Source organism: Mesorhizobium sp. M7A.F.Ca.CA.001.10.2.1 (assembly GCF_003998575.1).
Taxonomy (GTDB): Bacteria; Pseudomonadota; Alphaproteobacteria; order Rhizobiales; family Rhizobiaceae; genus Mesorhizobium.
Genome location: NZ_RZQY01000017.1, coordinates 1 through 24,845, shown reverse-complemented (window position 1 = coordinate 24,845; position 24,845 = coordinate 1). Strand labels below are relative to the sequence as shown.

At 63.3% G+C, this 24,845-nt stretch carries 27 protein-coding genes; 4 read left to right on the top strand and 23 right to left on the bottom strand.

Annotated features, from left to right (window positions below):
- Positions 1-176: 176 nt before the first annotated feature.
- Both odc2 and EN964_RS02455 read left to right on the top strand, forming a co-directional pair.
- Positions 177-1,310 (top strand): ornithine/lysine decarboxylase, encoded by a 1,134-nt coding sequence (gene odc2 / locus EN964_RS02460; RefSeq protein WP_127272801.1) that lies wholly within the window; start codon positions 177-179, stop codon positions 1,308-1,310.
- A gap of 171 nt (positions 1,311-1,481) precedes the next feature.
- Positions 1,482-2,051 (top strand): GNAT family N-acetyltransferase, encoded by a 570-nt coding sequence (locus EN964_RS02455; RefSeq protein WP_127270036.1) that lies wholly within the window; start codon positions 1,482-1,484, stop codon positions 2,049-2,051.
- A gap of 90 nt (positions 2,052-2,141) precedes the next feature.
- Here EN964_RS02455 and EN964_RS02450 read toward each other — a convergent pair whose 3' ends face one another.
- From EN964_RS02450 to flhA, 12 genes are all read right to left on the bottom strand, one after another.
- Entirely contained in the window at positions 2,142-2,426 is a 285-nt protein-coding gene (locus tag EN964_RS02450; protein ID WP_013529756.1) for an SCP2 sterol-binding domain-containing protein, read from the bottom strand.
- A gap of 198 nt (positions 2,427-2,624) precedes the next feature.
- A complete protein-coding gene (locus EN964_RS02445) occupies positions 2,625-3,140 on the bottom strand; it encodes a hypothetical protein (protein ID WP_127270032.1) in 516 nt (171 codons plus the stop codon).
- A 97-nt stretch (positions 3,141-3,237) separates the two neighbouring features.
- Positions 3,238-3,663: a hypothetical protein gene (locus tag EN964_RS02440; protein ID WP_127270030.1), complete on the bottom strand. Its 426-nt coding sequence runs from the start codon at positions 3,661-3,663 to the stop codon at positions 3,238-3,240.
- Between the two features lie 13 nt (positions 3,664-3,676).
- The gene (locus EN964_RS02435; protein WP_164775712.1) at positions 3,677-4,288 is read right to left on the bottom strand and encodes a rod-binding protein; all 612 of its coding nucleotides are present in this window, start codon (positions 4,286-4,288) and stop codon (positions 3,677-3,679) included.
- Positions 4,276-4,431 carry a hypothetical protein gene (locus EN964_RS37500; RefSeq protein ID WP_164748966.1) on the bottom strand — a complete coding sequence of 52 codons (156 nt, stop codon included), beginning with the start codon at positions 4,429-4,431 and terminating at the stop codon, positions 4,276-4,278. Before EN964_RS37500 ends, EN964_RS02435 begins: the two co-directional genes overlap by 13 nt.
- 46 nt (positions 4,432-4,477) lie before the next feature.
- Complete coding sequence (locus tag EN964_RS02430) at positions 4,478-5,371, bottom strand: carbohydrate ABC transporter permease (RefSeq protein ID WP_127271704.1); 894 nt, start codon at positions 5,369-5,371, stop codon at positions 4,478-4,480.
- A gap of 1 nt (position 5,372) precedes the next feature.
- Entirely contained in the window at positions 5,373-6,224 is an 852-nt protein-coding gene (locus EN964_RS02425; RefSeq protein WP_372958885.1) for a carbohydrate ABC transporter permease, read from the bottom strand.
- A gap of 193 nt (positions 6,225-6,417) precedes the next feature.
- Positions 6,418-7,743, bottom strand: a complete 1,326-nt coding sequence (locus tag EN964_RS02420; protein WP_027038230.1) for an ABC transporter substrate-binding protein — start codon at positions 7,741-7,743, stop codon at positions 6,418-6,420.
- Between the two features lie 36 nt (positions 7,744-7,779).
- Positions 7,780-8,865, bottom strand: a complete 1,086-nt coding sequence (locus tag EN964_RS02415; protein ID WP_127271287.1) for an ABC transporter ATP-binding protein — start codon at positions 8,863-8,865, stop codon at positions 7,780-7,782.
- Between the two features lie 180 nt (positions 8,866-9,045).
- On the bottom strand, positions 9,046-9,429 hold the full coding sequence (locus EN964_RS02410; protein ID WP_127276144.1) for a hypothetical protein: 384 nt from the start codon (positions 9,427-9,429) through the stop codon (positions 9,046-9,048).
- A 2-nt stretch (positions 9,430-9,431) separates the two neighbouring features.
- Complete coding sequence (gene fliR, locus EN964_RS02405) at positions 9,432-10,184, bottom strand: flagellar biosynthetic protein FliR (RefSeq protein ID WP_023810025.1); 753 nt, start codon at positions 10,182-10,184, stop codon at positions 9,432-9,434.
- Positions 10,181-12,268 (bottom strand): flagellar biosynthesis protein FlhA, encoded by a 2,088-nt coding sequence (gene flhA, locus EN964_RS02400; protein WP_127269778.1) that lies wholly within the window; start codon positions 12,266-12,268, stop codon positions 10,181-10,183. Before flhA ends, fliR begins: the two co-directional genes overlap by 4 nt.
- A 146-nt stretch (positions 12,269-12,414) precedes the next feature.
- Between flhA and EN964_RS02395 the strand changes: the two genes are divergently transcribed.
- Both EN964_RS02395 and EN964_RS02390 read left to right on the top strand, forming a co-directional pair.
- The gene (locus EN964_RS02395) at positions 12,415-12,714 is read left to right on the top strand and encodes a putative quinol monooxygenase (protein ID WP_127269780.1); all 300 of its coding nucleotides are present in this window, start codon (positions 12,415-12,417) and stop codon (positions 12,712-12,714) included.
- 134 nt (positions 12,715-12,848) lie between these two features.
- Positions 12,849-14,630 carry a chloride channel protein gene (locus EN964_RS02390; RefSeq protein WP_127271699.1) on the top strand — a complete coding sequence of 594 codons (1,782 nt, stop codon included), beginning with the start codon at positions 12,849-12,851 and terminating at the stop codon, positions 14,628-14,630.
- A 41-nt stretch (positions 14,631-14,671) separates the two neighbouring features.
- Here the strand turns inward: EN964_RS02390 and EN964_RS02385 are convergent, their stop codons facing one another.
- The 11 genes from EN964_RS02385 to EN964_RS02335 form a co-directional block, all read right to left on the bottom strand.
- The gene (locus EN964_RS02385; protein WP_127276143.1) at positions 14,672-16,315 is read right to left on the bottom strand and encodes an MFS transporter; all 1,644 of its coding nucleotides are present in this window, start codon (positions 16,313-16,315) and stop codon (positions 14,672-14,674) included.
- Positions 16,316-16,545: 230 nt separating this feature from the next.
- The gene (fliQ, locus tag EN964_RS02380) at positions 16,546-16,812 is read right to left on the bottom strand and encodes a flagellar biosynthesis protein FliQ (RefSeq protein ID WP_023810020.1); all 267 of its coding nucleotides are present in this window, start codon (positions 16,810-16,812) and stop codon (positions 16,546-16,548) included.
- Positions 16,813-16,836: 24 nt separating this feature from the next.
- The gene (gene flgD / locus EN964_RS02375) at positions 16,837-17,244 is read right to left on the bottom strand and encodes a flagellar hook assembly protein FlgD (protein WP_013529774.1); all 408 of its coding nucleotides are present in this window, start codon (positions 17,242-17,244) and stop codon (positions 16,837-16,839) included.
- Positions 17,244-17,687 (bottom strand): flagellar biosynthesis repressor FlbT, encoded by a 444-nt coding sequence (gene flbT, locus EN964_RS02370; protein WP_027038236.1) that lies wholly within the window; start codon positions 17,685-17,687, stop codon positions 17,244-17,246. The genes flgD and flbT overlap by 1 nt, the downstream gene beginning before the upstream one ends.
- The gene (flaF, locus tag EN964_RS02365) at positions 17,684-18,031 is read right to left on the bottom strand and encodes a flagellar biosynthesis regulator FlaF (protein WP_023810018.1); all 348 of its coding nucleotides are present in this window, start codon (positions 18,029-18,031) and stop codon (positions 17,684-17,686) included. Before flaF ends, flbT begins: the two co-directional genes overlap by 4 nt.
- Before the next feature lie 31 nt (positions 18,032-18,062).
- Positions 18,063-19,106 carry a flagellar hook-associated family protein gene (locus tag EN964_RS02360; RefSeq protein ID WP_127269451.1) on the bottom strand — a complete coding sequence of 348 codons (1,044 nt, stop codon included), beginning with the start codon at positions 19,104-19,106 and terminating at the stop codon, positions 18,063-18,065.
- Between the two features lie 4 nt (positions 19,107-19,110).
- Positions 19,111-20,565, bottom strand: coding sequence for a flagellar hook-associated protein FlgK (flgK, locus tag EN964_RS02355; protein WP_127271695.1), 1,455 nt, complete (start codon positions 20,563-20,565; stop codon positions 19,111-19,113).
- A 27-nt stretch (positions 20,566-20,592) separates the two neighbouring features.
- Positions 20,593-21,852: a flagellar hook protein FlgE gene (locus EN964_RS02350; RefSeq protein WP_127271693.1), complete on the bottom strand. Its 1,260-nt coding sequence runs from the start codon at positions 21,850-21,852 to the stop codon at positions 20,593-20,595.
- 79 nt (positions 21,853-21,931) lie between these two features.
- Positions 21,932-22,600, bottom strand: a complete 669-nt coding sequence (locus tag EN964_RS02345; protein ID WP_013529780.1) for a response regulator transcription factor — start codon at positions 22,598-22,600, stop codon at positions 21,932-21,934.
- 222 nt (positions 22,601-22,822) lie between these two features.
- The gene (locus tag EN964_RS02340; RefSeq protein ID WP_050592657.1) at positions 22,823-23,410 is read right to left on the bottom strand and encodes a transglycosylase SLT domain-containing protein; all 588 of its coding nucleotides are present in this window, start codon (positions 23,408-23,410) and stop codon (positions 22,823-22,825) included.
- On the bottom strand, positions 23,340-24,446 hold the full coding sequence (locus EN964_RS02335; protein WP_245456905.1) for a flagellar hook-length control protein FliK: 1,107 nt from the start codon (positions 24,444-24,446) through the stop codon (positions 23,340-23,342). Before EN964_RS02335 ends, EN964_RS02340 begins: the two co-directional genes overlap by 71 nt.
- Positions 24,447-24,845: the final 399 nt, after the last annotated feature.

The following is a 24,845-nucleotide window of genomic DNA, read 5'->3' as shown; positions in this document are numbered from 1 at the left end:
GAGGCCGGGCAGGGCCAGGGTTCACCGCCGCGAGACGGCGCTTCATGGTTCCGGGGTCTCCACCGGCTGGTTCCATGGATATCCGTCCCGCCTTTGTCCACCGCGTGTTCGCGAGGCTGACAGCCCGCGTCCCGCAGCCTTATTGCGCGCCGAAAGGCGCTGATGGAGAGACCCCGATGGCCACCCAGCGCATCCTTGACTTCCTCGCCACCCGACGTCCGACCGGTCCCTGCCTCGTCGTCGACCTCGATGTCGTGCGCGACAATTTCCGCGCCTTCGAGAAGGCGCTGCCCGATTCAAAAATCTACTATGCGGTGAAAGCAAACCCGGCGCCGGAAATCCTGCGCCTGCTTGCTGCGATGGGCTCGTCCTTCGACACCGCTTCCGTTGCCGAAGTCGAGATGGCGATGGACGCCGGTGCGCCGGCGGACCGCATCTCCTTCGGCAACACCATCAAGAAGGAGCGTGACATCGCACGCGCCTACCAGCTCGGCATCCGCCTGTTCGCCGTCGATTGCGTCGAAGAGGTCGAGAAGATCGCTCGCGTCGCTCCAGGCGCGCGCGTGTTCTGCCGCGTGCTGACCGATGGCGAGGGCGCGGAATGGCCGCTGTCGCGCAAGTTCGGCTGCGTGCCAGCGATGGCCGTCGACGTGCTGCGCCATGCCAAGGGGCTCGGCCTCGACGCCTATGGCGTGTCGTTCCATGTCGGCTCGCAGCAGACCGACCTGACCGCCTGGGACCGTGCGCTGGCCGACGCCAAGGTGGTGTTCGCGACGCTCGCCGAAGAAGGCATCGTGTTGAAGATGGTCAATATGGGCGGTGGTTTCCCGACGCGCTATCTGCGTGACGTGCCAGCCGCCCAGGCCTATGGCCAGGCGATCTTCTCGGCGCTGCGCAAGCATTTCGGCAATGCGCTTCCCGAGACCATCATCGAGCCGGGCCGTGGCATGGTCGGCAATGCCGGCGTCATCAAGTCGGAAGTCGTGCTGATCTCGAAGAAAGCGGCCAATGACAATGTGCGCTGGGTGTTCCTCGACATCGGCAAGTTCGGCGGTCTTGCCGAGACGATGGACGAGGCGATCCGCTACCCGATCGTCACGCCGCATGACGGCACGGAGACCGCACCTTGCGTGCTCGCCGGCCCGACCTGCGATTCGGCCGACGTGATGTACGAGAAGACGCCCTATCCGCTGCCTTTGTCGCTGACCATCGGCGACGAGGTGCTGATCGAAGGCACCGGCGCCTACACGACCACCTACTCGGCGGTCGCCTTCAACGGCTTCGAGCCTCTCCGATCCTATGTGATCTGACGGCGCTTCCTCAGCGCATTTTCGGACGGCGAACCGGACACAACTTCGCCTGAAAATGCGCTGAGAGAGCCGATCAGATCATCCCCGGTGGGCGCGTGTCGTCCACCCGGGCTCGCCTGTGGAACAGATCTCCGCTCGCCAGGGATTGCGGAAATGGAAATGTCAGTTGAAATGGAAATGCCAGTTGAAATTGGGGGCCACGCACCGGCCTCTGTGATGGTCGCCGAAACCGCCGCCGATGTTGCGGCGCGCGAGGCGTTGCTCGATCGGGCCATGGGGCCGAAGCGCAGGAAAAAGTCGTCGGAGAAGCTGCGGCGTGGCCGGCGGCCCTCGGAAGGCCTGGCCTTCGTCGCCCGCGATGCTTCGGGCGGCGTGGCCGGCACCGTGCGGCTGTGGGATGTCAGGCTGGGCGAGGGCGGTGCGGCCGTGCTGCTGCTTGGCCCACTTGCCGTCGACCCGTCGCTCAAGAATGCCGGCATCGGCTCGGCGCTGATGCGCCATGCCATCGCCGAAGCGGCGCGTCTCGGCCATGCCGCTATCCTTTTGGTCGGCGATGCGCCCTATTACGCGCGCTTCGGCTTCTCGGCCGAGAAGACCGGTTCACTTGCCATGCCGGGACCCTATGAGCGGCACCGCCTGCTGGCGCTGGAACTGGTGGAAGGCGCGCTTGACGGCGTGCACGGCACGCTGAAGGCGGCCGGCCGCAAGCTGAAGGCGCAGGAACTGATATCGGCGGCCTGACACGAAGCCGGCAGCATTTCATGCAAAAACGCCGCCCGAAAAGGCGGCGTTTTTGCGCTTGGTGGGTGCCGCTTGGGCGGCTGGATGCCTTCAGCCGATCAGCTGGCTGAGCGCCATGGCGACGGTCATGTCGCCTTCGACCTTTATCTTGCCGGTCATGAACGCCATTGTCGGGTTCAGGTCGCCAGCGATCAGCGAATCCAGATCGTCGAGCGAGAGCTTGATGGTGCAGTCGGTGGGTGCATCGGTGTTCGAGACGGTTGCGCCGTCGATGACGATGACGCCGTCGCTGCCGGTGTCGAATTTCACGGAACGATCGAACCCGCTGCTGGCCACGCGCGACTTGATCTTCTCGGCAATCTCCTGAACGCTCACGCTGTTCTCCTTGTCTGGTTGCATCTGTCTCGCAACGGCGCTTCGATCCAGCCGAAGCCCATGCCGCAGTTTCGCGATCACGGTCGCTGCCGCATATAGCTTTGGGTTGACGTTTACGTCAACGCGAATTCGGGCGGTTGGTTCCTGCCGTCGCGGCAGGTGAGCCCCGATGAGGCCGGGACTCCGAGCCGGGGCAACTCAGTGTTCCTTGAACGCCTTGGTCATTTCGCTCGCCGTCTCGCTTTTCTTGCGGCGCAGCCAGTTGTCGCGGATTTCGTCCTTCGACAGGAAATTGACCTGGTCGATCAGAACCTCATGCACCAAGGGCGCGCCGACACGCGCGTTGACGGTATCGCGGATTGCGGCGCGGAAGGCATCGAGATCGATCGTCGCCTTGTTGGTGAAGTCGATCTGCGGATTGGAATAGAGGTAGGAATAGACCTGGTCGGTGATCAGCGCTTCGGCCGGAATGGACAGCTTCTTTATCTGCTCGGGTTCGACGGTGTAGACGAGCTTGGTCAGGAAATAGCCGCCGATCTCAGAATCGCGGATCAGCGGCACCGAAATGATGTCGGTCTTGACGTAGTCGAGACCGCCCAGCATCGGCTTCGGCGTTTCGCCGACACCGCGCTCGCCGGCCGCCTGAAACGAATAGAACACGGCGCCGAGGGTTGCGGCGCAGATCCAGACGGCGATGGCGATGACCTTGATCATCGGCTCTTGTCAGTCCCTTGATCAGTCCCTTGCGAAGGCGACGCGGCACTGCGCCGTTGCTTCGGCAGTATCTCCGAAGTGTCGCTTGTGTTCGGCATCATGCCTTCATCCAGCCGAACTCGCCGGCGGAATAGGTGCCGTCGGTCTCGGCGCGCTGGATGGCGTGCCGCAGCAGGCTGGCGACTTCGTTGACCGCGCTGAGATGCGCCAGGATCGCCGCTTCGTTCTTCGCCAGCTTCTGGCGCAGCCGGGTCAGGCCCTCGCGGTGCTGTTCGAGGAATTCGGCTTCGCTGCCGCCCTTCATGGCGCGCGTCAACTCGTAGAGGTAGCGGCTCTTGCGGGCGTTCGACGCCTTGAGATCATAGTTGGTCGCGTTGCGGATACCGGCCGTCTCTTCCTCGACCACTTCCTCGATGCGACCGATGATGGCGGCGAGGTTGCCGGGCCGCGCGAACGGGATCGGCGCTTCCGACGCGGTCGTGCGTGCTGGCAGATTGGGGGTGGATTCTGAAAAGTCGGCCATGGCGTTTCCCAGTTTAGATCTTGATGTTTGTTTTTATGGTCGTCTCGTCACCGGTCATCGACCCCGCAGCCTTGCGCTGCAATTGGTGGACCAGCGAGGTCGACAGGCTGTTTTGCTGGTCGATCTCGGTCTTTTCCAACCCGCCCGAGACCGGACCGACCGGAACCACGCGCTTGCCTTCGAGATAGTGGTCGGCAAGCATCGACTTGGCGATGCCGATGCCGCCGCGTTCGGCCATCACGTCGGCCACCCGCTCGGCACGCTGCGATTTCCACATGTCGCCAGCCAGGCCCTTGCCGTAGACGCCCTCGGTGTCCTTTGGCAGCATGTTCTGGATGAAGGTCTGCAGCACCATCGCCTCGAACTTCTTGAATTTGTTGGCCGGGTCGGTTGCAGCGGCGGCCTTGTCGGCGGTGGCGCGCGACAGGATCGAGCCGGCATCGACCGAAGCGGCGGTGTCGAGTGAAAACGTGCCCGCAGCGCCGCCGGCCCGCTTTGCCAGCGCGGCGCGGGCGGTCTCGATATCCGCCGGGTCGGCGGCTCGGGCCACATCCATAACGATGTCGCTGGGTGGAGAAATCGCCAAGAAAGTCCGCCTTTTACCGGTTTTCCTTAGCCAGACCATGCCTCAACAAGCTTGTGGCAGGCTTGCGGGAAGGAGAGGGAGCGGAGTGCGCGGATCGGATCGAAGCTGCCGGCTTCGCGCCATCGGGCAGATTTTTCCATCGTCGCCTTTGGCCGGAAGCTGACGATCAGCTTGGCACCCACGAGCTTGCTTCGATGGTCCGCCGAGGGTGGGATTTCCGCCTCAGCTTCACTCCTTGACCGCCCCCGTCATCGAGGAGACGTAGTGCTCGACAAAGAATGAATAGAGCACCACCACCGGCAGGGAGCCGATCAGCGCGCCTGCCATCAGGGCTCCCCATTCATAGACGTCCGAACGTACGAGCTCGGTAAGCACGCCGACCGGCACGGTCTTGTTTTCGGACGATTGGATGAAGGTCAAGGCGTAGATGAATTCGTTCCATGACAGGGTGAAAGCGAAGATGCCGGCGGAAATCAGGCCGGGCACCGACAGCGGCAGAACTATCTTGGTCAGGATTTGCCAGCGGCTCGCGCCGTCGATCAGCGCGCATTCTTCCAGTTCGAAGGGTATCGAGCGGAAGTAGCCCATCAAGAGCCACGTGCAGAATGGAATGAGGAAGGTCGGATAGGTGAGGATCAGCGCGAACGGCGTATCGTAAAGCCCGAGGTTGAACACCATTACCGACAGGGGAATGAACAGTATCGAGGGCGGCACGAGATAGGCCAGGAAGATTGCCAAGCCGACCTGCCGCGCCCCGGAAAACCTCAAGCGCTCGATCGCATAGGCAGCGAACACCGCCGCCAGCAGCGACAGGAAAGTTGAGGCGGTCGAGATGATGATCGTGTTGAGAAGCCAGCCCGGATAGGATGTGTCGAAGAGCAGATACCGAATATGCTCGAGTGTCGGATTGACGACCCAGAACGGATTGAAATTGGCATAATCCGTCATCTCGAGATTGGGTTTCACCGCCGTGATCGTCATCCAGTAGAACGGGAACAGCAGCACGATGACGAAGATCAGGAGCGGCAGATAAACGGTGACCACGCGCCGGGGCAGGCTCTGGAGATAGCCCATGCCGCCTTCATCCGTGTTCGGACGATTGTTCGTTTCGATCGCGGCCATGTCAGTCTCCACCGCCCTGCTGCCATTTACGACGTTGCAGCCCGAAATAGCTGAAAAGGATCGCCGCTAGCAGGAACGGGATCATCGCCACCGCGATCGCGGCTCCCTCGCCAAGCTGGCCGCCGGAAATGCCGCGCTGGAACGAGAGCGTCGCCATCAGATGGGTGGCATTCACCGGTCCGCCGCGAGTCAGCACATAGATCAACTGGAAATCGGTGAAGGTGAACAGGACCGAAAAGGTCATGGTGATGGCGATGATCGGCGTCAGCAGCGGCAGCGTCACATAGCGGAACAACTGCCAACGGCTGGCGCCGTCGAGCGTCGCGGCCTCGTAAAGCGATTGGGGAATCGTCTGCAGGCCGGCCAGCAGCGTGATGGCCACGAAAGGAATGCCGCGCCAGACATTGGCAGCGATCACCGAGGCGCGCGCGTTCTCCGGATCGCCAAGGAAATTGATGCGGTGATCGATCAGTCCCATTTCCATGAGCGCCCACGACAGGATGGAGAACTGCGAATCGTAGATCCACCAGAAGGCGATGGCCGAGAGCACCGTCGGCACCACCCACGGCAGCAGGACGATCGCGCGGAAGAACGATTTGAAGGGCAGGTTCTGGTTGAGGATGAGCGCCAGCCAGAGGCCGAGCGCGAATTTCAGGATCGAGGCGCTGATCGTGTAGAGCAAGGTGTTGAAGACGGAGAGCCAGAAGACGGCGTCGCTCCACAGGTATTCATAGTTTTCGACGCCGATGAAGATGCCGGGGCGGCCGATGCGGGCATCGGTGAAGCCGAGCCAGACGCCGAGCCCCAGCGGATAGGTCAGGAAGACAAGCAGCAGTGCAGCCGCCGGAAGCATGAAGCCGAAGCCAAGTGCGTTCCGGCTTTCGCTCCAGCGCGACAGAATCCGTGAGAAGATCGAAGGTCGCGGCTGGATAGCAGCTGACGGCACGGCCATGGGTCGGCTCCTGCTGAGGTCTCATTGATCGGCCGGATCGGCCGCGACGCAATCCGAAGCCAGCCGGGCAGCGGCGCTGCCCGGCTGAGCCGGCTCAAACGCGATAATAGCGATTTGCCCGCTTCTCGGCCTCTTCCATTGCCTCTTGCGGCGTGGCCTGGCCGGTCACCGCTTTGGCGAACATGTCGACCAGCACGTAGTCGGCCATGGTTGCCGCCGAGGCATAGCCGAGCGGCCCGGCATAGCCGTTAGGCCGCAGAGTAGCCGAAGCCTTGGCGTAAGCGGCGTTGTTGGGATCGGCAGTCCACACGGGGTTGTTGTCGAATGCCTTCAGTGTCTGGCAGCAATATCCGGCCGAGGAGGTGATCCAGTCCTTCATTTGCGGTTCCTCGAACATGAACTGCAAATACGCCTTGGCCGCGTTGGGGTAGGGCGTGTAATTGAAGATGACAGCCGTGGTCACCTGGAACAATTCGACGGATTTGCCGACAGGACCGATGGGCAGGTTGGTCGTGCGTATGTCCTTGGCGATTTCAGCCAGCTTTGGATCTTTGTCCTTGTTGATCTTGGCCGTGTTGTAGGCGGAAATTCCATTGGCGATCACCCCCAGTTCGCCGGCCAGGAAGGCGCGGTTGTTGTTGACGTCGAGCCAGCTTTCGGTGCCTGGAATGAAGGTCTTGTAAAGCTCCTGCGCATATTCGATCGCCTTGAGGGTCTCGGGGCTGTTGATCGTTACCTTGCCACTCTCGTCGACCATCTGGCCGCCATGGCTCCACAGCAGCCAATGAGCATAGTTGTTGCCGTCGCCGACGCCATGACCATGCGTGAAGCCGGCCGGATGTCCCTTCGCTTGCAAGGCCTTGCAAAGTTCCAGGAAGCCTTTCGTGTCCTTGGGAAACTCCGAAAAGCCGGCCTCTTTCACCCAGCTTTCCCGATAGACGATGGCATTGCCGATCGTGGCCAGGGGCAGGCCGACGAACTTCCCGTCGCGTGTCGCATATTGCTTAGGTCCCTCGTGCCAGCCGCCATATTTCGAGCCGAGATACTCGCCCAGTTCGCTCACGTCGTGCAGCTTGTCGGGATATTGGTGCGGGTCATCGAACCAGACGAACATCAGGTCGGGGCCGGACCCGACATTTGCTGCGACCGCCGCCTTGGGACGAATGTCCTCCCAGCTTTCCTTGTCGACGCGAACCTCGACACCTGTCGCCTCGGTGAAGCGTTTGGTGTTGGCCAGCCATTGGTCTTCATCGCCCTGGACGAAGGGCGACCAGCGCAGCAGTCTAAGCTTGGCGCCATCCTCGGGTTTGTATTTCAGTCCGTCCTGGGCAAGGGCCGGAGAGCTGATGAACCGACTTCCCAAGGCACCCGCCGCCGCGCCGGCGGTGGTGCGGATCACGTCGCGTCTGGTGAACTTCATGCTCGTTTCCTCCTGTTGTTGTCCTTGCCTGTGGTCCTACTGATCGATACGTGTCTGGAATCTCTGTCCGGTTTCTGCGTGAAAGAGATGGATAAGGCTGGGCTCGGCCGTAAGCCGGATGGTTTCGCCCGGCGTAAAGGAATGTCGTTCCCGGAAATTCGCGACGATCTCTTCGCCGCCGGCTGTCCGGCCGATGAGCTGCACTTCGGACCCGGTTGGTTCAACCACCGCGACGGTGACCGGAATGCCCTGGTCGTCGGACAGCCGCAAATGCTCGGGCCTTATTCCCAGCACCACAGGCTCGCCATTGCGGATGGAAAGTGCCGAGGCCAACGGGACCGAAATCCCCCCGGCGCCGCGGAACGAGGGTGAGCCGTCGGTAGCGATCTCGCCCCTCAGCAAATTCATGGCCGGCGAGCCGATAAAGCTGGCGACAAAAAGATTGTTCGGCCGGTCATAGAGTTCCAGCGGCGGCCCTATCTGCTCGACGATGCCGTCATGCATGACCACGATCTTGTCAGCCATGGTCATGGCTTCGATTTGATCGTGAGTGACGTAGACTGTCGTGGTCTTGAGGCGCTGGTGCAGTTCCTTGATCTCGGCGCGCATCTGCACCCTGAGTTTGGCGTCGAGATTGGACAGCGGTTCGTCGAAGAGAAAGACCGCCGGATCACGCACGATCGCGCGGCCCATTGCGACGCGCTGGCGCTGGCCGCCGGAAAGCTGCCGAGGATAGCGCGCCAGCAACGGCACCAGCCCAAGGATTTCGGCCGCGCGGCGCACGCCTGCATCGCTCTCCGGCTTGGAAACTCCTTTGAGCATCAGCGAGAACGCCATGTTCTCGGCGACGGTCATGTGTGGGTAGAGCGCATAGTTCTGGAAGACCATGGCGACGTCGCGCTCCTTGGGCGCAACGTTGTTGACGACACGTTCGCCAATCGCGATCTGGCCGCGTGAAATCTTTTCTAGGCCGGCGATCATTCTGAGGAGGGTTGATTTTCCGCAGCCCGACGGTCCGACCAGAGTGACGAACTCGCCGTCCTCGATGTTCACGCTGACCCCGTGCAGGATCTCGACAGCGCCGAATGATTTATAGACTTCGCCAATTGCGACAGACGCCATCGATCCTCCCAACAAATTCCCGCGACGTCGTCGAAGGAACAACGCTTCCGCTAGCGACAGCCCTGGCTCCTCCCAGGCTCACGCTAGGCTGAAACGGTAGCGCTACCAAACCGGGCTGTAAAGCGTTTACGGGAAAGCCGAACCTTGGAGGGTCCGCTTCGCGCCACACAATGCTCCCAACTACTCCTGCGTCCGCTTCTGCGTGATCAGGTCCAGCCGCTCGCGGTCGGAGCGGTCGCGTTCGTCGCGGTTGCGTACGTCCTTGTAGGCGCGCTCGACCATGTTGGTGCGGGCGGTCGCCGCGGCGATGAGGCTGGCTTCCTGCCTGGCGCTCGCCAGGTTCGCTTCCTGGCGCACCACCGCCTGGGCAATGCGGCGATGGTAGAGATCGGGAAACAGGGCGGAGAGCGAATCGGCCTGGTCGAAATGGCCGACCAGTTCCTTGGCCTCGGCCTCGGCGGCACTGGCCGCCGCAAGGAAGGTGGCGTGGCGGGTTTCGTGCAGCGCCTTCAGCTGTTCCTGAACCTTGACCAGCTTCTTGAGGCGGTCCTTGCGCGTGCTCATTTCTATCTCGCCAATGTCAGATCGACGAAGCCGTCGACGAACAGCGACAGCATGGTGCCGACGGCGAAATAGAAGATGATCATGCCGCCGGCGATGATGAAGGGCTGGGAGATGAAATAGATCGGGATCTGCGGCGTCAGCTTGTTGACGAAGCCGATCGTCAGATTGACGAGAATAGCATAGGCGACGAACGGGCTGCCGAGGCGGATGACCAGGAAGAACGTGTCCGACACCGTGTCGGTGACATCGACGAGGGCGGCCTGCGGGTTGAAGAAGACGTTGACCGGCGCGACCGTGTAGGAGGAAACCAGCGCGCGTATTATCTCGTGGTCGAAATCGAAGACGAACAGCATCAACAGCGCCGAGAACGAGATGATTGCGGCAAGGGCTGCCTGGGGTTCGGGCTCCTCGATCGCCGGTCCGCCGGTGCCGCCATAACCGACCAGCATGGCGATGGCCGAGCCCATGAAGCGCAGGGCTTCCATGTAGAGCCTGGTCATGGCGCCGATCAGGCCGCCGACCAGAAGTTCCGAGATGATCATCGGCACAAGGATCTGCGGGCGCGGGTCGACGAAAGGAAAGATCTTGTCCCACAGAAAGGCGAGCAGGCCGCCGGTGGCGGCGACCGCCACGAACAACCTGACCTGGACCGGGACGCGGGCGCTGGAGAGGCCCGGCATCAGCATGAAACAGGCGCCGATGCGGCAGAAGGCGAGGAACGCCGCGATGACGACGCCTTGCGACAGCACGCTCACGATATGGTTCCGAGCACCTTGATCTCGACGCCCTTGGCGATTTCGACATGGCTGAGCACCGGCAGCGTGGTGAACAGGCGCTCGATGATCATGCGCACATAGGGGCGGGCGTCGGGCGCGGTGACGAGGACGAAACGCTCGCCGGCTTCCAGATATTTCTTGATCGCCTTGGTGGCGTCCTGGCCGAACTCCTCGAGCTGACGCGGGTCGATGTCGAATTCGCGCACCTCGCCCTTGGCGTCGCGCTTGAGGCTCTGGTGGAAGGCGAGATCCCAGCGGTTGCCGAGGCGCAGCACTTTCAGCACGCCGCCCTCGGACAGGTCGCCGCATATCTGCTGGGCCATGCGGATGCGGACATGCTCGACGATCTGCTCGGTGCGGCGCACATGCGGCGCGATCTCGGCGATCGCCTCGATGATCAGGTGCAGATTGCGGATCGAGACGCGCTCGGCGAGCAGCAGCTTCAACACCGCCTGCAGGCCGGGATAGGAGATGTGCGTGGTGCAGATCTCGTCGGCGAGCTTGCGGTATTCCTGGTCCTGGCGTTCGAGCAGCGCCTTCATGTCCTTGTAGGACAGAAGCTGCGGCAGGTTGTTGCGGATGACCTCGGAGAGATGGGTGAGCAGCACCGACATGTTGTCGGCGAAGGTGTAGTTCTCGCGCTTCAAATCCTCGGCGAAGGCTTCGACCACGGAATAGGCGCGCATGCCGAAGGCCGGCTCGCGGATTTCCTCGCCCGGTATCTCGGGTATGTCGCGGTTGCCGAGCAGCACCATGATCTCGCCGACGCGCATCTGGTACTCGGCCACCACGGTGCCGTGCACCTTGATCTGGTAGCTCTTCGGCGGGATGGCGAAATCGTCGGCGACGCGCACTTCCGGCACGACGAAGCCGTACTGGGTGGCGAATTTCTTGCGCATCTTGCCCATGCGGAAAACCAGTTCCTGATGCGACGTCAGCAGCCTTGTCGACAGCTGCTTGCCGATCAAAAGCTCGATCTCGGCGGTGGCGAGCGAAGCCTTGACCGAGTTCTTCTCCTCTTCGACCTTGGTCGCCTTTTCCTGATCCTTGATCGCCTCGGCTTCGGCGACGGCGCGGTTGGCGCGCATCGGGATGACGTAGCCGAGACCGGCCATGCCGGCGGCGAGCGCAAAGAACGGGAACAGCGGCAGGCCGGGCATCAGGCCGAGCAGCACCAGCAGCGATGCCGCGACATAGAGGGCGCGCGGGTGGGCACCGAGCTGGCCGAACACCGCCTGGTTGGTCGAGCCGCGGGTGCCGCCCTTGGAGACGAGCAGGCCGGCGGCGAGCGACACGATCAGTGCCGGGATCTGGGTGACGAGGCCGTCGCCGACCGACAGCTTGATGAACACGTCGGCGGCTTCGCCCATGCCCATACCGTGCCTGATGTAGCCGATGGCGATGCCGCCGACGATGTTGATGGCGGTGATGATGAGGCCGGCGATGGCGTCGCCGCGCACGAACTTCGAGGCGCCGTCCATCGAGCCGAAGAAAGAAGATTCTTCTTCCAGCTCGCGGCGGCGCAGCTGCGCGGTCTTGTCGTCGATCATACCGGCCGACAGGTCGGCGTCGATCGACATCTGCTTGCCTGGGATGGCGTCGAGGGTGAAGCGCGCGCCGACTTCGGCGATACGGGTGGCGCCCTTGGTGATGACGATGAAGTTCACCACGATCAGGATCATGAAGACAATCAGGCCGATGACGAAGTCGCTGGCCATCACCAGCTTGGAGAAGCCGGCGATGACATAGCCGGCGGCATGCGTGCCCTCATTGCCGTGCGACAGGATCATGCGCGTGGTGGCGATGTTGAGCGACAGCCTGAGCATGGTGGCGATGAGCAGCACGGTCGGGAAGGACGAGAAATCGAGCGGCCGCTGGATCCACAGCGCCACCATCAGGATCAGCACCGAAAGCGCGATCGAGAAGGCGAGGCCGACGTCGATGAGAAAGGCCGGAATCGGCAGAAACAGCACGGCCAGGATGATGACGATGCCGATGGCGAAGAAGACGTCGCGGCCGTTCTTGGCCACCGCGCCGGGCTGAATGCTTTCGCTGATCGCCATATCGTCCTCAAACCCCATAGACTGCCGAGCGCGCGACAGCCCTGTAAAGGTAGCCCGCCAAGCTTGCGCGAGGGTGGGAGACTGGCTAGTTCGAACGACCATGCGCAGGTCGCCGTGTCGGCCGGCCTCGCTAGGAAGGGAAACCCATGCTTCTGATCATCGGCACCATCCGCCTGCCGCCAAACAAATTGGAGGAAGCTAAGCCCGCTATGGAACGCATGGTTTCCGGCAGCCGCGCCGAGCCCGGCTGTCTCGAATATTCCTATGCGCAGGATGTTTTCGATGCCGGGCTCATCCGGGTCACGGAAGTCTGGAGTGACAGGGCAGCGCTCGACGCGCATTTCGCCTCGCCGCACATTGCGGACTGGCGTGCGAGCTGGCCGGCGCTAGGCATAGGCGAGCGCAACCTCGTGCTCTATGAAGCCGGCGAGCCCATGCCGACCTGAACGGTCCGTCAGCCGATCGATATCGCGCCAGCTGTCGCCAATATGGTGTCTGCCGGCATAGTGGTTGCCATGCCGTGCCGCCGGGCGTATCAGGCTGGCTTTCCACTGCCTTTCGATATCGGCGAGCCGCCCCGGTGCTTTCCAGAAACCACAGCGAAGTCTACGCCCGCCGGCTGCGCGCGGTGCTGATCAGGTCGTTGCCTCTGCTCGAGGCACGCGGCATCGTGGTGGTCGTTCTCGCCGGTGTCGTAGGCGTGATGGCGGGCATATTGGTCACGGCGATGAGCCAGATCGTGCAGGACCTGCACGGGCTGCTGTTCGGCGTTCAGCCAGGCGGCCGGCTTTCCGGCATGTTCTCGCTCGCCAATCCGATGCAGGCGCTGATACCGGCGATCGGCGGCATGCTGCTGGGGCTGACGGTGGTCTGGCTCAGGATACGGAAATTCCGCACGCCGATCGACCCGATCGAAGCCAATGCGCTCTATGGCGGGCGCATGTCGCTGACCGACACCTTCATCATCGCCGGCCAGACGATGATCTCCAGCGGTTTTGGCGCCTCGGTCGGGCTGGAAGCCGGCTATACGCAGGTTGGCTCCGGGCTGGCATCGCGGCTGGCGGGCATCTTCAGGCTGCGCCGCAACGATGTCCGCATCCTGGTCGGCTGTGGTGCGGCCGGCGCCATCGCCGCCGCCTTCGATGCACCGCTGACCGGCGCCTTCTACGGCTTCGAACTGGTCATCGGCATCTACTCGGTTGCCAATGTCGCGCCAGTCTTGACAGCCGCGATCTGCGCCTCGCTGACGGCAGAGATGTTCGGCGGCGTGCCGTTTCCGCTCGAGCTTTCGGGTCTGCCGGCGCTCACCGCCAGCCAGTATGTGCCGTTCCTGCTGCTCGGCCTGCTCGGCGGTGCCGCCTCGATCGCCATCATGCATCTGGTGACACTGATCGAGCGCGGTTTCGCCAGGCTGTCGATCGATGCGGCGCTGCGCCCCGTCATCGGCGGAGTCATCGTTGGCTTGTTGGGGCTGATCACGCCGCAGGTCCTGTCCAGCGGCCATGGCGCGCTGCATCGCGAATTCTCGATGAATTACGGGCTGGCCGTGGTGGCCAGCGTCTTCGTGCTCAAGCTGGCGGCGTCGGCGGTCTCGCTGGGGTCGGGTTTTCGCGGCGGATTGTTCTTCGCCTCGCTGTTCCTCGGCGCGCTGCTCGGCAAGGCGTTCGCGGATGTGATGATTGTCGTCTCGCCGGCAACCGGCATCGACCCTGCCGTCGCCGCCGTCGTCGGCATGACGTCGCTCGCAGTCGGTGTCGTCGGCGGTCCGCTGACGATGACCTTCCTGGCGCTGGAATCGACCCGCGACCTGACGCTGACCGGCGTTGTGCTGGCCGCCTCGATCATGTCGGCGATCCTGGTGCGCGAGACCTTCGGCTACTCGTTCTCGACATGGCGCTTCCATTTGCGCGGCGAGACCATCCGCAGCGCGCACGATGTCGGCTGGATGCGCAGCCTCACAGTCGGCTCGATGATGCGCAAGGACATCAAGACCATCTATGCCTCGACGACGCTGGCAGCCTTCCGCAAGCAAGTGCCGCTCGGCTCTGCCCAGCGGGTCATCGCCGTCGACGCGGGCGACCACTATGTCGGCGTGCTGATCGTGGCCGAACTGCACAGCGATCCTTCCGATGGCGAGGTGCCGGTGCGCGATCTTGCCAAATACAAGGACGCGGTGCTGGTGCCGAGCATGAACGTGCAGGCCGCCGCGGAAACATTCCAGCGCGCCGGCGCCGAAGAACTCGCAGTCGTCGAGGATTTCACCGACCACATCGTCTTGGGGCTTTTGACCGAAGGCCATCTGATGCGGCGCTATGCCGAGGAACTCGACAAGGCGCGCCGGGACCTATCGGGCGAGGGGTGACGGACGGCCAAGCGGGGGCCTGCGACAGTGGTTGCGGAGCCCTAATGCTCGATCGGTCCCTTGGCCATCACAAGCGCTGTGCCCGCGGTCGTCGGGCGTTCGATCATGCGCCGCACGCGGGGCGGTTCGTCGCCGCTGTGCAGGGCCCGCACGCGTTCGCCGATGACGGCGTCGGCATGGGTGATGCGTCCATTGTGCCTGATATATTCGATCCAGGTCGGCGTGTGATAATGCTCGATCCATACGGTGGGATTCTCGAGATCGCGCGCCAGCGTCCAGTTGCGGGCGCCGTCACGACGGCGGATGCGGCCGCGTTCGGCCATGATGGCGAGGAACTCCGGTTCGTCCTCGTGCCGGATCACATACTCGATCATGATGGCGATGGGACCACTGCGCGGCTTCAGGTCAAGCGCAAGGTGCGGTTCCTTAAAGCGATTGAGCGGGTCGAGGTTGAGCACCTGCTGTTGCGGCAGCGGGAGCAAAAGACCGATGGCGCCGCCGGCCAGCATGGCGACGCTGGCTGCGATCAGCGCGGTTTCGGCGCCGTGCGCATCGGCGACGACACCCCAGATCCAGCTGCCGAGCGCGATGCCGCCGAAAGTCGCGGTCTGGTAGACCGACAGCACCCGGCCGACCACCCAGCGCGGCGTCGCCATCTGCACCGTGACGTTGAAATGCGAAAGCGCGATCACCCAGCAGGCGCCGCCGACAAGCAGGCCGAGCGACGTCTGCCAGGCATGCTGGCTGACGGCGGCATTGAATGCGCAGACAGCGAAGCCGGCAAAAGCACAGCGCACCATCGTCTCGCTGGACAGCAACTGCCGCAGCCTGACGCTGATCAAGGCGCCGCCGACCGCGCCGATGCCGAAGGCGCCGAGCATGATGCCATAGGTCAGCGCATCGCCCTTGACGACATCGCGCGCCACCAGAGGCAGCAACGCAAGCACAGCGCCTGCACTGAAGCCGAACGCAGCACCCCTGACCAGCACCTTGCCGATGTTGGGCGACATGGCGACATAGCGCAGGCCGGCGCCCATGGCAGCCCCCAGCGACTCGCGCGGCAAGGTCGATACCGGCACGTCCGGCTTCCAGCGCGCCAGCACGACGATCAGGCCGATATAGCTCACCGCGTTCGCCGCGAAGGCGGCCGCGGCACCGGCCGCGGCGACGATGATGCCGCCGATCGCCGGACCGACGCTGCGTGTCAGGTTAAAGCCCATCGAATTGAGGGCGACGGCCGCCGGCACCTTGTTGCGGGGGACGATGTCGCCGACGGAGGCTTGCCATGACGGGCTGTTGAGCGCGGTGCCGCTGTCGATCAGGAAGGTGAAGGCGAGCAGCGTCCACGGCGTGATCAGGCCTGAATAGGTGAACAGGGTCAGAAGCACCGACACCACCAGCATGAAGGTCTGGGCGACAAGCATCACCTTGCGCCGGTCGAAACTGTCGGCGATGGCGCCGGCTACGAGTGCAAACAGCATGATCGGCAAGGTGGTCGAAGCCTGGACCAGGGCCACCTGATAGGGCGAGGTGGCGATCGTGGTCATCATCCAGGCGGCGCCGACACCCTGGATCAAGCCACCGAAATTCGAGACGAGACTTGCGCCCCACACGGCGCGGAAAATGCCGTGCCGGAAGGGCGCCAGCGCCGAGACGCTCTCGCTGTCCGGCTTTTCGTCAATCATTTGGGGTTCCTGCCATGTCGTGCCTGCTCGTCAGACAATCCGTTTGCGCAGACCGTTTGCCGAAAGTAGGGCATGGCGCCGCAAAGGGCAAAAAAGCGCATGGTCCAACAATGGGATAGAGGCGGTCCAGGCCTTGTCCGCCGTGGGTCCGGAGGTGCCGCGGGGATCGGCGGCGTCTGTCCTCGCACAATTGCGAACGGCATGCCGCGGCACACCATCCTGGAACAGGCTCAGAAGCCGTTCTGGATGCGCTCGAAGATGACGTTGGTGAAGGCCGATATCTGGCTGCCGATGAAGGGGCCGGTCAACGCCACCACCAGCATGATCGCGACGATCTTCGGCACGAAGGTCAAGGTGATCTCCTGTACCTGCGTCAGCGCCTGGATGAGGGCGATGCCGATGCCGACCGCCATGGCGACCAGCACCACCGGAGCGGACGCGACGAGCACCGTCCACACCGCGTACTGGACGATGTCGAGAGCGTCGGCCTCATTCATGGGACTGGCTCTCTGTCGAAAGCGTCAGCTTGCTGCCTTGACCGAGACTCCCGGACCGACGGCGACTTCGGTGCCGTTCTGCAGCACGGCGATGAGACCGTTGCTGGCGAGGCGCACCGAAGCCACGGTGCCCGTGGTCAGGCCGTCGGCGGAGGTGATCGAGCGCCCGATCAGTGCGTCGGCCTGCGACAGCGCCGAGGACTGCATGATCTGATTGAGCTTGGTGTTGGTCTGCACCGACTGCTCGACCTGAGAGAAGGTGGCGAGCTGGGCGACATATTGCGTCGAATCCATCGGCTTGGTCGGATCCTGGTTCTTCATCTCGGCGATCAGAAGCTTCAGGAAGGACTGGTAGTCGACCGCTGTCTTCGAGGTCGACGCCGTGGCCTGATTGGCGCCTGTCGGAATCGTCGTCGTCATGTCCACGTTCATCAGTATCGTGCTCCCACGGCCAGCGGGCGCTCGGCACCCAAAACATCGTCATTACCACCCAGCGCGCGGCGTTCGAGCGGATAAAGCGCGCGGATCGCCTTCAGCGCCTCGTAGATATGATCCTCGCCGACCATGCGGTCGATCTGTTTCAGCGCGCTGCAGATCTGGGTGTCCTCGAAGCTTGCCAGAAGCAGCGGCAGCGAACGGCGGAACATGTCGCGCGCCGCGGCGGCGCCGGCCGGGTTCATCAGCATGACCTGCAGGATGAAATAAAGCTGCTTGAGCGGCGTCGAGGCATCGTCGGCCTGGATCACGTGGCTTTCGAGCAGGAACTGGACGTCGTTCATCAATTCGACGGTGACCTTGCGGTCGACCCGGATGACGGCGCCGTTGATGTAGATCTTTTCGTTCGGCTTCAGCGATATCTTCAGCGTGTTGGTCATTGAATGCCGTCCCTGATGATCTGGGACACCTCGATCAACCCTTCGAAATTGTTGGTGCGGCCCTGACGGATGTCCTCCGCCTCGCGCAGCAGCCACAGGCCGATGGAAATGAGATTGGCGCGCAGTTCCTTGGGCAGGGCGTTGTCGCTGGAGCCAAGATCCTCGACGAAGGCGGTCCAGACGCGGTTGGTGAAGTGAAGCGCCTCGATCGCTTCCATGGAATCGTGGCCGGCCGCTGCTGCCGCCGCCAGCATGTCGATCGAGCGGGTCAGAAGCTCCCGCTCGCGGTCCTTCGCGTCGGCAACGGAGTTGCTCTGGATGTCGGCGTAGGAGAATTGGTACATCGTTGGGGCTCTACCGTTCCGTTAAGCGTTGTCAGGTCAGGTAATTCAACAGGCTGAGCTGCTGCAGGCGTGCGGTCAACGCGAAAGACGTTTCGATGTGCTGTGTCAGGTCCGCGACCCGTGTCGCGGCTGCCGCCGGATCGACGGCTTCCAGATCGAGAATGTGCCGTTCGAAAAGGTCGACCTGCGTTTTCATCCGATCGTTGGCATCGGAAACCCGCTTCTGGACGATGCCGGTCTCGGATTGAAGCTGGCCAATGCCGCTCAGCGCTTCGCCAACCAATGTGGTGGAGCGGCTGACAACCGTATTCTTCGCCGCCTGGCTGATGTTGCTGGACATCAGGCTGCTGACCATGGCTGCGGCCATGGCGAGTTTCTGAATGCCATCGCTGTTGGCGCTGGTCGAAGTCGGTGTGGTTTCGTTGAGTGCGATGCGGCTGACGATCTGCTGGTCGGTGGCGTTCGACCAGTCGCCCTGCCAACCCGCGCCCGTGAACAGCGGCGCGACATCGTTGGTGATGAAATCGTCCATCTGGGCGGCCGTGATGTTGGCCGCTGCCGGGTCGTCCTGGGTGAAACCGAAATTGGTGAGGAAAGCGGTATCGAATGCAGCCTTGGCGGGAGAGCCGGCAGCCGTGAAATCGTTGATCGGCTTGACGTCGGTGTTGGTGCCGGCAAACAGATATTCACCATTGACGCTGGTGTTGAGGATCGAGGTCAGCTGCTGGATGGTCGCCTTGCCGGAGTCCCGGGTGAGGCTGTTGGACGAGTCGCTTGAGGAAGCGGTGGTCAGGGCGGACAGGAAGGTCTGAGCGGCGCCGGAGAGCTGGCCAAGCGAGGTCTGTGTCGAGGAAAGCCTCGCGCCGACCAGGCCGTTGGAATCGATAATGACGTTGAGCCGGTCGAGATCGCGCGAGAAGGTGACGGACTGGGCGGTGCGCCCTCCGAGAGCCAGCCCGACATCGGCGACCCTGCCGGTCGACGCTTCCTTCGTGGCTTTGACGAGTTCGGCCTGCATGCGCATCTGCTGGGAGCGCATGGCATTGGAGATTGCGGCCGAGGAGACTGAAGTCATGGAATTATCCCACCGCGTTGAGCAAGGCCGTCAGCATGTCGTCGACGGTTTTCATCATCCGGGCCGATGCCTGGTAGGTGTGTTCGAGGTCGAGCAGCAACGACATTTCCTGGTCGACATTGACCCCGGTCGCGTTGGACAGCGCTTCGGCGCTGCGCGATGCCAGTGCTTCCTTGGCATCGGAGGCGGTCGAAGCCTGCTGGCGCACGCCCTCGAACCAGCCGATCGAACTGGCGGCGTAGTCGGATACGCTGGAGGTTGCCGAAACGCCGGCGGCGGGGTCGAAAGTCATCGGCTGGTCGAGCCGGTCGCCATAGGCGACCAGAAGGGTGGAATAGGACGCGCCGCCGCCCGTGTTGGCGACATAGGCCGCACCATTGGCGCCGCCGTCGCGCAGCAGCGTCGGGTTGCCGCCGGTGCTCGGGTCCATCGCTGCATTGACGCTGATGGACGCGGCAAGGCCGGTGACCAGCGTGCCGGCGGCCGGCACGGCCGGCGCTCCCGACCAGGTGAACAGGCCGGCGGCATTGGCCATCGAGGGTGCGGTCTCGGCAAAAGCGGTGATCAGGCCACGCGCGGTCTCGTCGAGCTGGCTCTGCATGGTCGAGGCGACGCCGTCGCGCAATTGCAGCAGGCCGGCAAGCGTGCCGCTGGCGCTGGTGTTGCCGCCGGCTCCCGCCGAGATCGGCACGTTGTCGATGTAAACGGCATTGCCGGCGGCACCCGCGGTATAGCCTGCCGACGCCGCGAAGGTGACCGTGCGCGGTATCGTCTCGAACAAAGTCGTGCCGTCGCCGGTGGTGATGACCATGTCATTGTCGCCTCGCGTGAAGGTCGACACCGGGACATAGTTCGAAATCTTCTTCAAAAGCGCGTCGCGCTGGTCGAGCGCATCGGAAACGTCGGTGCCGGAACGGGTTCCGGACATGACCGCCGTGTTGGCATCCTGGAACTGGCTGAGCAGCGAGTTCAGGTCATCGACGGCGGTGGCGATCTGGCCGTCGGTCTGGGTGCGGAAATCCTGGACTGCCTTGGAGCCCTCGTTGAGCGAGCGCACGACCTGTTTGGCGGCGTCGATGACCGAGGCGCCGAGGTTCTGGTTCGACGGCGAGGTGGCGTAGAGCTGCAGCGCCTGCTGCAGGTTGGCGATCGCGGTCGAGGGCGAGGACGCATTGTCGACGCCATTGACCGCGACGCCCAGCTGATCCATGCCGCTGTAGAGCGCGTTCTGCCCGCTCCAGGCCGATAGCGCGCCGAGATTCTGGCGAAACAAAAGCTCGTTGGCTGCGCGCTGGATATCGACCGAACGCGCGCCCGGCGCCGTGCTGGTGACGACGGCCTGGCGCCGCGAATAGTCCGGATTGGAGGCGTCGGCGACGTTGCGCGAGACAACGCTTGTCTGTCGCGCGGTGTTCATAAGCGCCGACTGGGCGATACTCAATGCGGTAGACAGTGACATGCGGGTCTTTCGCGGGCGACGCCCGTCTTATCTCTTCAGGTTGACAAGGACGTCCATCAGATCGGAACCGGTCTGGAAGACTTTCGAATTGGCGGTGTAGCTGCGCTGCGCCGCGATCATGTTGGTCAGTTCTTCGGCGATGTCGACGTTGGAATTCTCGAGCGCGCCGGAGATGATGGAGCCGAGTTTGCCTTCATTGGCAAAGCCGACACGAACCGCGCCGGACTCGGTGCCCTGCGAATAGACGTTGCCGGGCAGCGCGGTGAGCTGGTCCGGGCTCTGCACGTCGGCCAGCGGAATCTTGTAGAGCGGCTTGGTCGAACCGTCCTTGTACTGTGCGTAGATGGTGCCGTCCTTGCTGATCTGGACCTTGTCGATGGTGCTCGGCGCGTTGCCGTTGACCTGGGCATCGGAAACCGTGAAGCCGGCGCCAAGCTGGGTCAGCGCAGACAGATCGATATTGAGGGTGGCGCCGTTCGGCACGGTAAATGAAACGCCGGTGGGCGTGCCGGTGAGCTTGCCGGTGGTGGTGTCGAAGGTCAGGTTGGCCGAGCCCAGCAAGCCGCCAGCGGTGTAGGGGAACGATGTTCCAGCGGTGGCCTTCGACTGATCGAAGACCGCCACCTGCCAGGTGCCGGCGCCGGTGTTGGTGAAATAGACGTCGAGCAGCTTCTTGTTGCCGAGATTGTCGTAGGCGACCATCGAGGATTTCGACGTGTATTGCGCGGTCGCAGCGTTGGCGGCGGGCAGGTTGGCGGTCGCGACCGGTGTCGCGCCGGCCGGCAGGTTGCCGGCATAGCTGCCCTCGGTGCTCGGCGTTGCGGTCATTCCCTGGTCGGAGATGACAACCGGGACCAACCCCTCGAAGCCATTGACCGTCGCTGCCGGTACGCCGTTGTCGTAGCTGTACGCCATCAGCTGGAAGCCGGCCGAGTTGACAAGTCTGCCTTGACCGTCGGGAACGAAAGCGCCGGCCCGGGTCAGGTAGGGGGTGCCGCTCGGATCCTGGACGACAAAGAAGCCATCGCCGCTGACGGCAAGGTCGGAAACCGAGGTCGTGTACTGAAGCACACCCGGATCGCTGACCGCCTGGCGGATCGTCGTGGTGACGCCGCCGGAATTGTAGGCACCGCCGGTCGACGGCATGACCAGCGTCGAGAATTCGGCGGAGGAGCGCTTGTAGCCGGTGGTGTCGGAATTGGCGATGTTGTCGGCGACCGTCGATAGGCGGTTTGCCTGGGCGTTCATGCCGGAAACGCCGGTCCGCATCATTCCGTAGAGGCTCATCGAAACGTCTCCGCTGTGTCCATGCTGCTGGCTACGAGGCTACGCATGTTTTCTTGCGCGAGGCTGGCGCGGCGCTGCATCAGAAGACGAGCCGGTAGCCGAGGAAACGCTTGGAATCGATCGGGTCGGTGCCCAGCTTCTCGCGCAGCTTCTTGCGCAGTTTGCTGATGTGGCTTTCCACCACGTTCTCCTCGACCTCTTCGTCGAAGATGCCGTAGATGGCGTTGAAAACCTGGGTCTTGGTGACACGGCGCCCGCGATTGCTCGCCAGATATTCGAGGATGCGGCGTTCACGGCGCGGCAGGGGGAGGGGCTGACCGTCGATCTCGGGGTCGCGGCCATCCATGAAGATGCGCATGGCGCCGATCTCGGTGTAGGCGACGTCTTCCTGGGCGCGGCGGCGGATGGCGGTGATGCGGGCCAGGATCTCGCGGATATGGACGGGCTTGCGAATGACGTCGTCGACGCCGCTCTCGAACAACCGGAGCGTGTTCTCCAGCGAATGCTGTTCGCTGAGCGCAATCACCGGGGCGCCGGTGCGGTCGCGGATCTGGCGCGGAGAGATGGAACCCTCGCGGCAGTCGCCGATGAGGAAGGCCCTGACCGAGCGCAGATCGGTGTCTGCGGCAGAGTTCACCCACTCACCGAATTCGCCGGACGCAAAGCCTGCACAGGCGATGCCCTCACGATCGAAAAGTGAATTGTATCCCTCTGTTACGAGCTCGCGCTCGTCAACGATCACAATCATCGGCCCCGCCTTCCGAATCAAATCATTTGCCCCGTGAAGAGAGGCGTATCCGCTGGCGGGAATCCTGAACAACCGTCATTTCTTGTAGCTAGTTTCTTGGGAGTCTGGAATCGTTTCGGTTGCATTAGCGGGCGGCCAGATGTGCTTTCGGCGGCAAGTTCTGACCAAGTCAAACCAACAATTCGGGTTGTACGGTTTGTCTATTAGTAACGGGAAATGCGCTTACGGGTTGCAGAATCCGCGGGCGTTCGCGGTCCATTTTCCAAAGCCGGTGGCGACCATGTTGGCAATGACGCGGCAGACATAGATCTTCTGCGCCGGGTCGTTGTCGGGACCGGCATGATAGCGGGCCACGGCCATAGACCAGGTCTCGTGACGGGCATGAAGGCTGGCCAGGAAGCGCGCCGCATAGTCGACGTTCTGGCGTGGGTCGAGCATGTCCTCGACGCTGCGAAAATGCGATGCGTGGTAGTGGTGATTGATCTGCATGCAGCCCAGATCGATCAGGGTCTTGCCCTCGCGCCGGGCATTGGCGAAGGCGGCAAGGGCCTCGGTCCGGCTCCTCGGAAAGACTGCTTTTCCTTCTATATTCAAGGCATTGGGTTGAAGGCTGCCCTTGTTTCCGGTCTCCGTCAGGCCAACGGCATAGAGGATGCCGGCGGGTACGCCATAACGATCCGCGGCGCGCAGGATCTCCGGCTCGCAGGGGTTGGCCGCGGCTGCGGCGGCGTTTGCCGCGCTAGATAAAGATATCGCTGCCAGCGCGCTCGCGAGCAGGCGAAGTGCCGCGGCCGTAGTCCTGCGCGTCATCGTTGCGTTTCCCTGAGGATTGCTGGCCCGGTTGCTGGCCGCCGGCTCCACCATTGCCGCTGCCCGAATTCCCCGGTTGAAAGGATGCTGGATCGCGGCCTGTCGCCGCCGCCATAGGAGCGGTTGCATCCGCCCGGGTTGTAGCGGGAACTGCTACCGAAGGTTGCAGTATCGTGACCTTGTCAACCTCGAAGCCGAGCCCCCGCAGCGACTTGACGATGGCCTCGCTGTCGGCCGACAGCCGACGATAAGCGTCGTGCGTTTCCGGCTTCAGCTCAATCGAGAGTTGTTCCCCGGAGAGGCGAAGATTGGCCGTCACCATGCCGAGTTCGGCGGGGTGGAGTTCGATCTTCAACACATGTGTCGGAACGGCAACAGAGCTGGCCAGATGGGTGGGCGTGGGTGAGGCTGAAAGCGCCTTTTGCGGCCCGGCGTCGGTGGCTATGGCGTTGATCACATTGAGGGCTGCCTGGCTGATGGGACTCTGCGGCGGTGCGGGGAAGCTCCGTTCCGACACCACGTCGATGCGCGCAGTGGGCAGGGACTGTTTTCCCGCTTCGGGACGCATCGAGGACTGGACATCCTCGATGCTCTTCATCGCATTCGCGGCGTGCTTCGACCGCACGCCGGGCACATCGGCAGCCGGCGCGTCCGGCAGCTTCTGGGCCGCCGCCGCGGCGTCGCGTTTTGTCGCGCTGGAGGCAGCGCTCGGTGACTGACCGTCAAGCGCCGTCAAAGGTCCGTCGACGATCGACGCCTGCTCCGGCTTCGACATGGTTTCGAGTGCTTCGCGTCCGCCCGCGGCTTTTGGCCGGTAGGTCTTTGGCAGTGAAGCCTGCCCATCGAGCGCCGGGTCCGACGGATTCTCGCCGGTGGTCGTATTGCCCCCGGCTGCCTTGGCCGTTGTCGAGAAATGCCACAGGTCATGAAACGCGATCAGCAGCGGCAGGTCGTCCTGAAGCGGCTCGGCGTCCGGCGCCGTCTCTTCAGCGTCGGCCTTCGCGTTTGCTTCCAAATCGTCCTTGCCGGTTTTCACGTTTGCCACTTTGGCCGAGATGGTCCTTGCGGGCTCGGCCGATGCTGGTTCGGCCTTGGCGTCATGCCCGGCAAGGCCGGCCGCGAGCTTGCTCCAGCACTGGTCGCGCGATCCCGCCTCTGTCGACGGCTGCCGTTCCGGGCGGGCAGCACCGGCATCGTCGCGCAGCATCTTGCCGAAGCCGGCGTCATCGTTCCTGCCGTTCGCGGCCGGCTGCTCCGACGTCGCGCGCGTGGAGGCAAATCCTGGCAAGGCCGAGCCGAGGCTGGTGGTCATTTGGGGGCGGCTCCAAGCATCTGGTCGATCAGGTCGAGCTGTCGACGTGTTCTGGTCATGGCGGCGTCGGTCGGATCGGCGGGCTCTGGGCCGGCTGCGGGTGACGGGGCCGACGCCGGCATG

What these genes read in the sequence shown, in the direction of transcription:
- odc2 (WP_127272801.1), top strand. Translation starts at nt 177, where the DNA reads ATGGCCACCCAGCGCATCCTTGACTTCCTCGCCACCCGACGTCCGACC.
- EN964_RS02455 (WP_127270036.1), top strand. Translation starts at nt 1,482, where the DNA reads ATGGAAATGCCAGTTGAAATTGGGGGCCACGCACCGGCCTCTGTGATG.
- EN964_RS02445 (WP_127270032.1), bottom strand. Translation starts at nt 3,140, where the DNA reads ATGATCAAGGTCATCGCCATCGCCGTCTGGATCTGCGCCGCAACCCTC.
- EN964_RS02440 (WP_127270030.1), bottom strand. Translation starts at nt 3,663, where the DNA reads ATGGCCGACTTTTCAGAATCCACCCCCAATCTGCCAGCACGCACGACC.
- EN964_RS02435 (WP_164775712.1), bottom strand. Translation starts at nt 4,288, where the DNA reads ATGGTCTGGCTAAGGAAAACCGGTAAAAGGCGGACTTTCTTGGCGATT.
- EN964_RS02430 (WP_127271704.1), bottom strand. Translation starts at nt 5,371, where the DNA reads ATGGCCGCGATCGAAACGAACAATCGTCCGAACACGGATGAAGGCGGC.
- EN964_RS02425 (WP_372958885.1), bottom strand. Translation starts at nt 6,224, where the DNA reads ATGCTTCCGGCGGCTGCACTGCTGCTTGTCTTCCTGACCTATCCGCTG.
- EN964_RS02420 (WP_027038230.1), bottom strand. Translation starts at nt 7,743, where the DNA reads ATGAAGTTCACCAGACGCGACGTGATCCGCACCACCGCCGGCGCGGCG.
- EN964_RS02415 (WP_127271287.1), bottom strand. Translation starts at nt 8,865, where the DNA reads ATGGCGTCTGTCGCAATTGGCGAAGTCTATAAATCATTCGGCGCTGTC.
- EN964_RS02410 (WP_127276144.1), bottom strand. Translation starts at nt 9,429, where the DNA reads ATGAGCACGCGCAAGGACCGCCTCAAGAAGCTGGTCAAGGTTCAGGAA.
- flhA (WP_127269778.1), bottom strand. Translation starts at nt 12,268, where the DNA reads ATGGCGATCAGCGAAAGCATTCAGCCCGGCGCGGTGGCCAAGAACGGC.
- EN964_RS02395 (WP_127269780.1), top strand. Translation starts at nt 12,415, where the DNA reads ATGCTTCTGATCATCGGCACCATCCGCCTGCCGCCAAACAAATTGGAG.
- EN964_RS02385 (WP_127276143.1), bottom strand. Translation starts at nt 16,315, where the DNA reads ATGATTGACGAAAAGCCGGACAGCGAGAGCGTCTCGGCGCTGGCGCCC.
- fliQ (WP_023810020.1), bottom strand. Translation starts at nt 16,812, where the DNA reads ATGAATGAGGCCGACGCTCTCGACATCGTCCAGTACGCGGTGTGGACG.
- flgD (WP_013529774.1), bottom strand. Translation starts at nt 17,244, where the DNA reads ATGAACGTGGACATGACGACGACGATTCCGACAGGCGCCAATCAGGCC.
- flbT (WP_027038236.1), bottom strand. Translation starts at nt 17,687, where the DNA reads ATGACCAACACGCTGAAGATATCGCTGAAGCCGAACGAAAAGATCTAC.
- flaF (WP_023810018.1), bottom strand. Translation starts at nt 18,031, where the DNA reads ATGTACCAATTCTCCTACGCCGACATCCAGAGCAACTCCGTTGCCGAC.
- EN964_RS02360 (WP_127269451.1), bottom strand. Translation starts at nt 19,106, where the DNA reads ATGACTTCAGTCTCCTCGGCCGCAATCTCCAATGCCATGCGCTCCCAG.
- flgK (WP_127271695.1), bottom strand. Translation starts at nt 20,565, where the DNA reads ATGTCACTGTCTACCGCATTGAGTATCGCCCAGTCGGCGCTTATGAAC.
- EN964_RS02350 (WP_127271693.1), bottom strand. Translation starts at nt 21,852, where the DNA reads ATGAGCCTCTACGGAATGATGCGGACCGGCGTTTCCGGCATGAACGCC.
- EN964_RS02345 (WP_013529780.1), bottom strand. Translation starts at nt 22,600, where the DNA reads ATGATTGTGATCGTTGACGAGCGCGAGCTCGTAACAGAGGGATACAAT.
- EN964_RS02340 (WP_050592657.1), bottom strand. Translation starts at nt 23,410, where the DNA reads ATGACGCGCAGGACTACGGCCGCGGCACTTCGCCTGCTCGCGAGCGCG.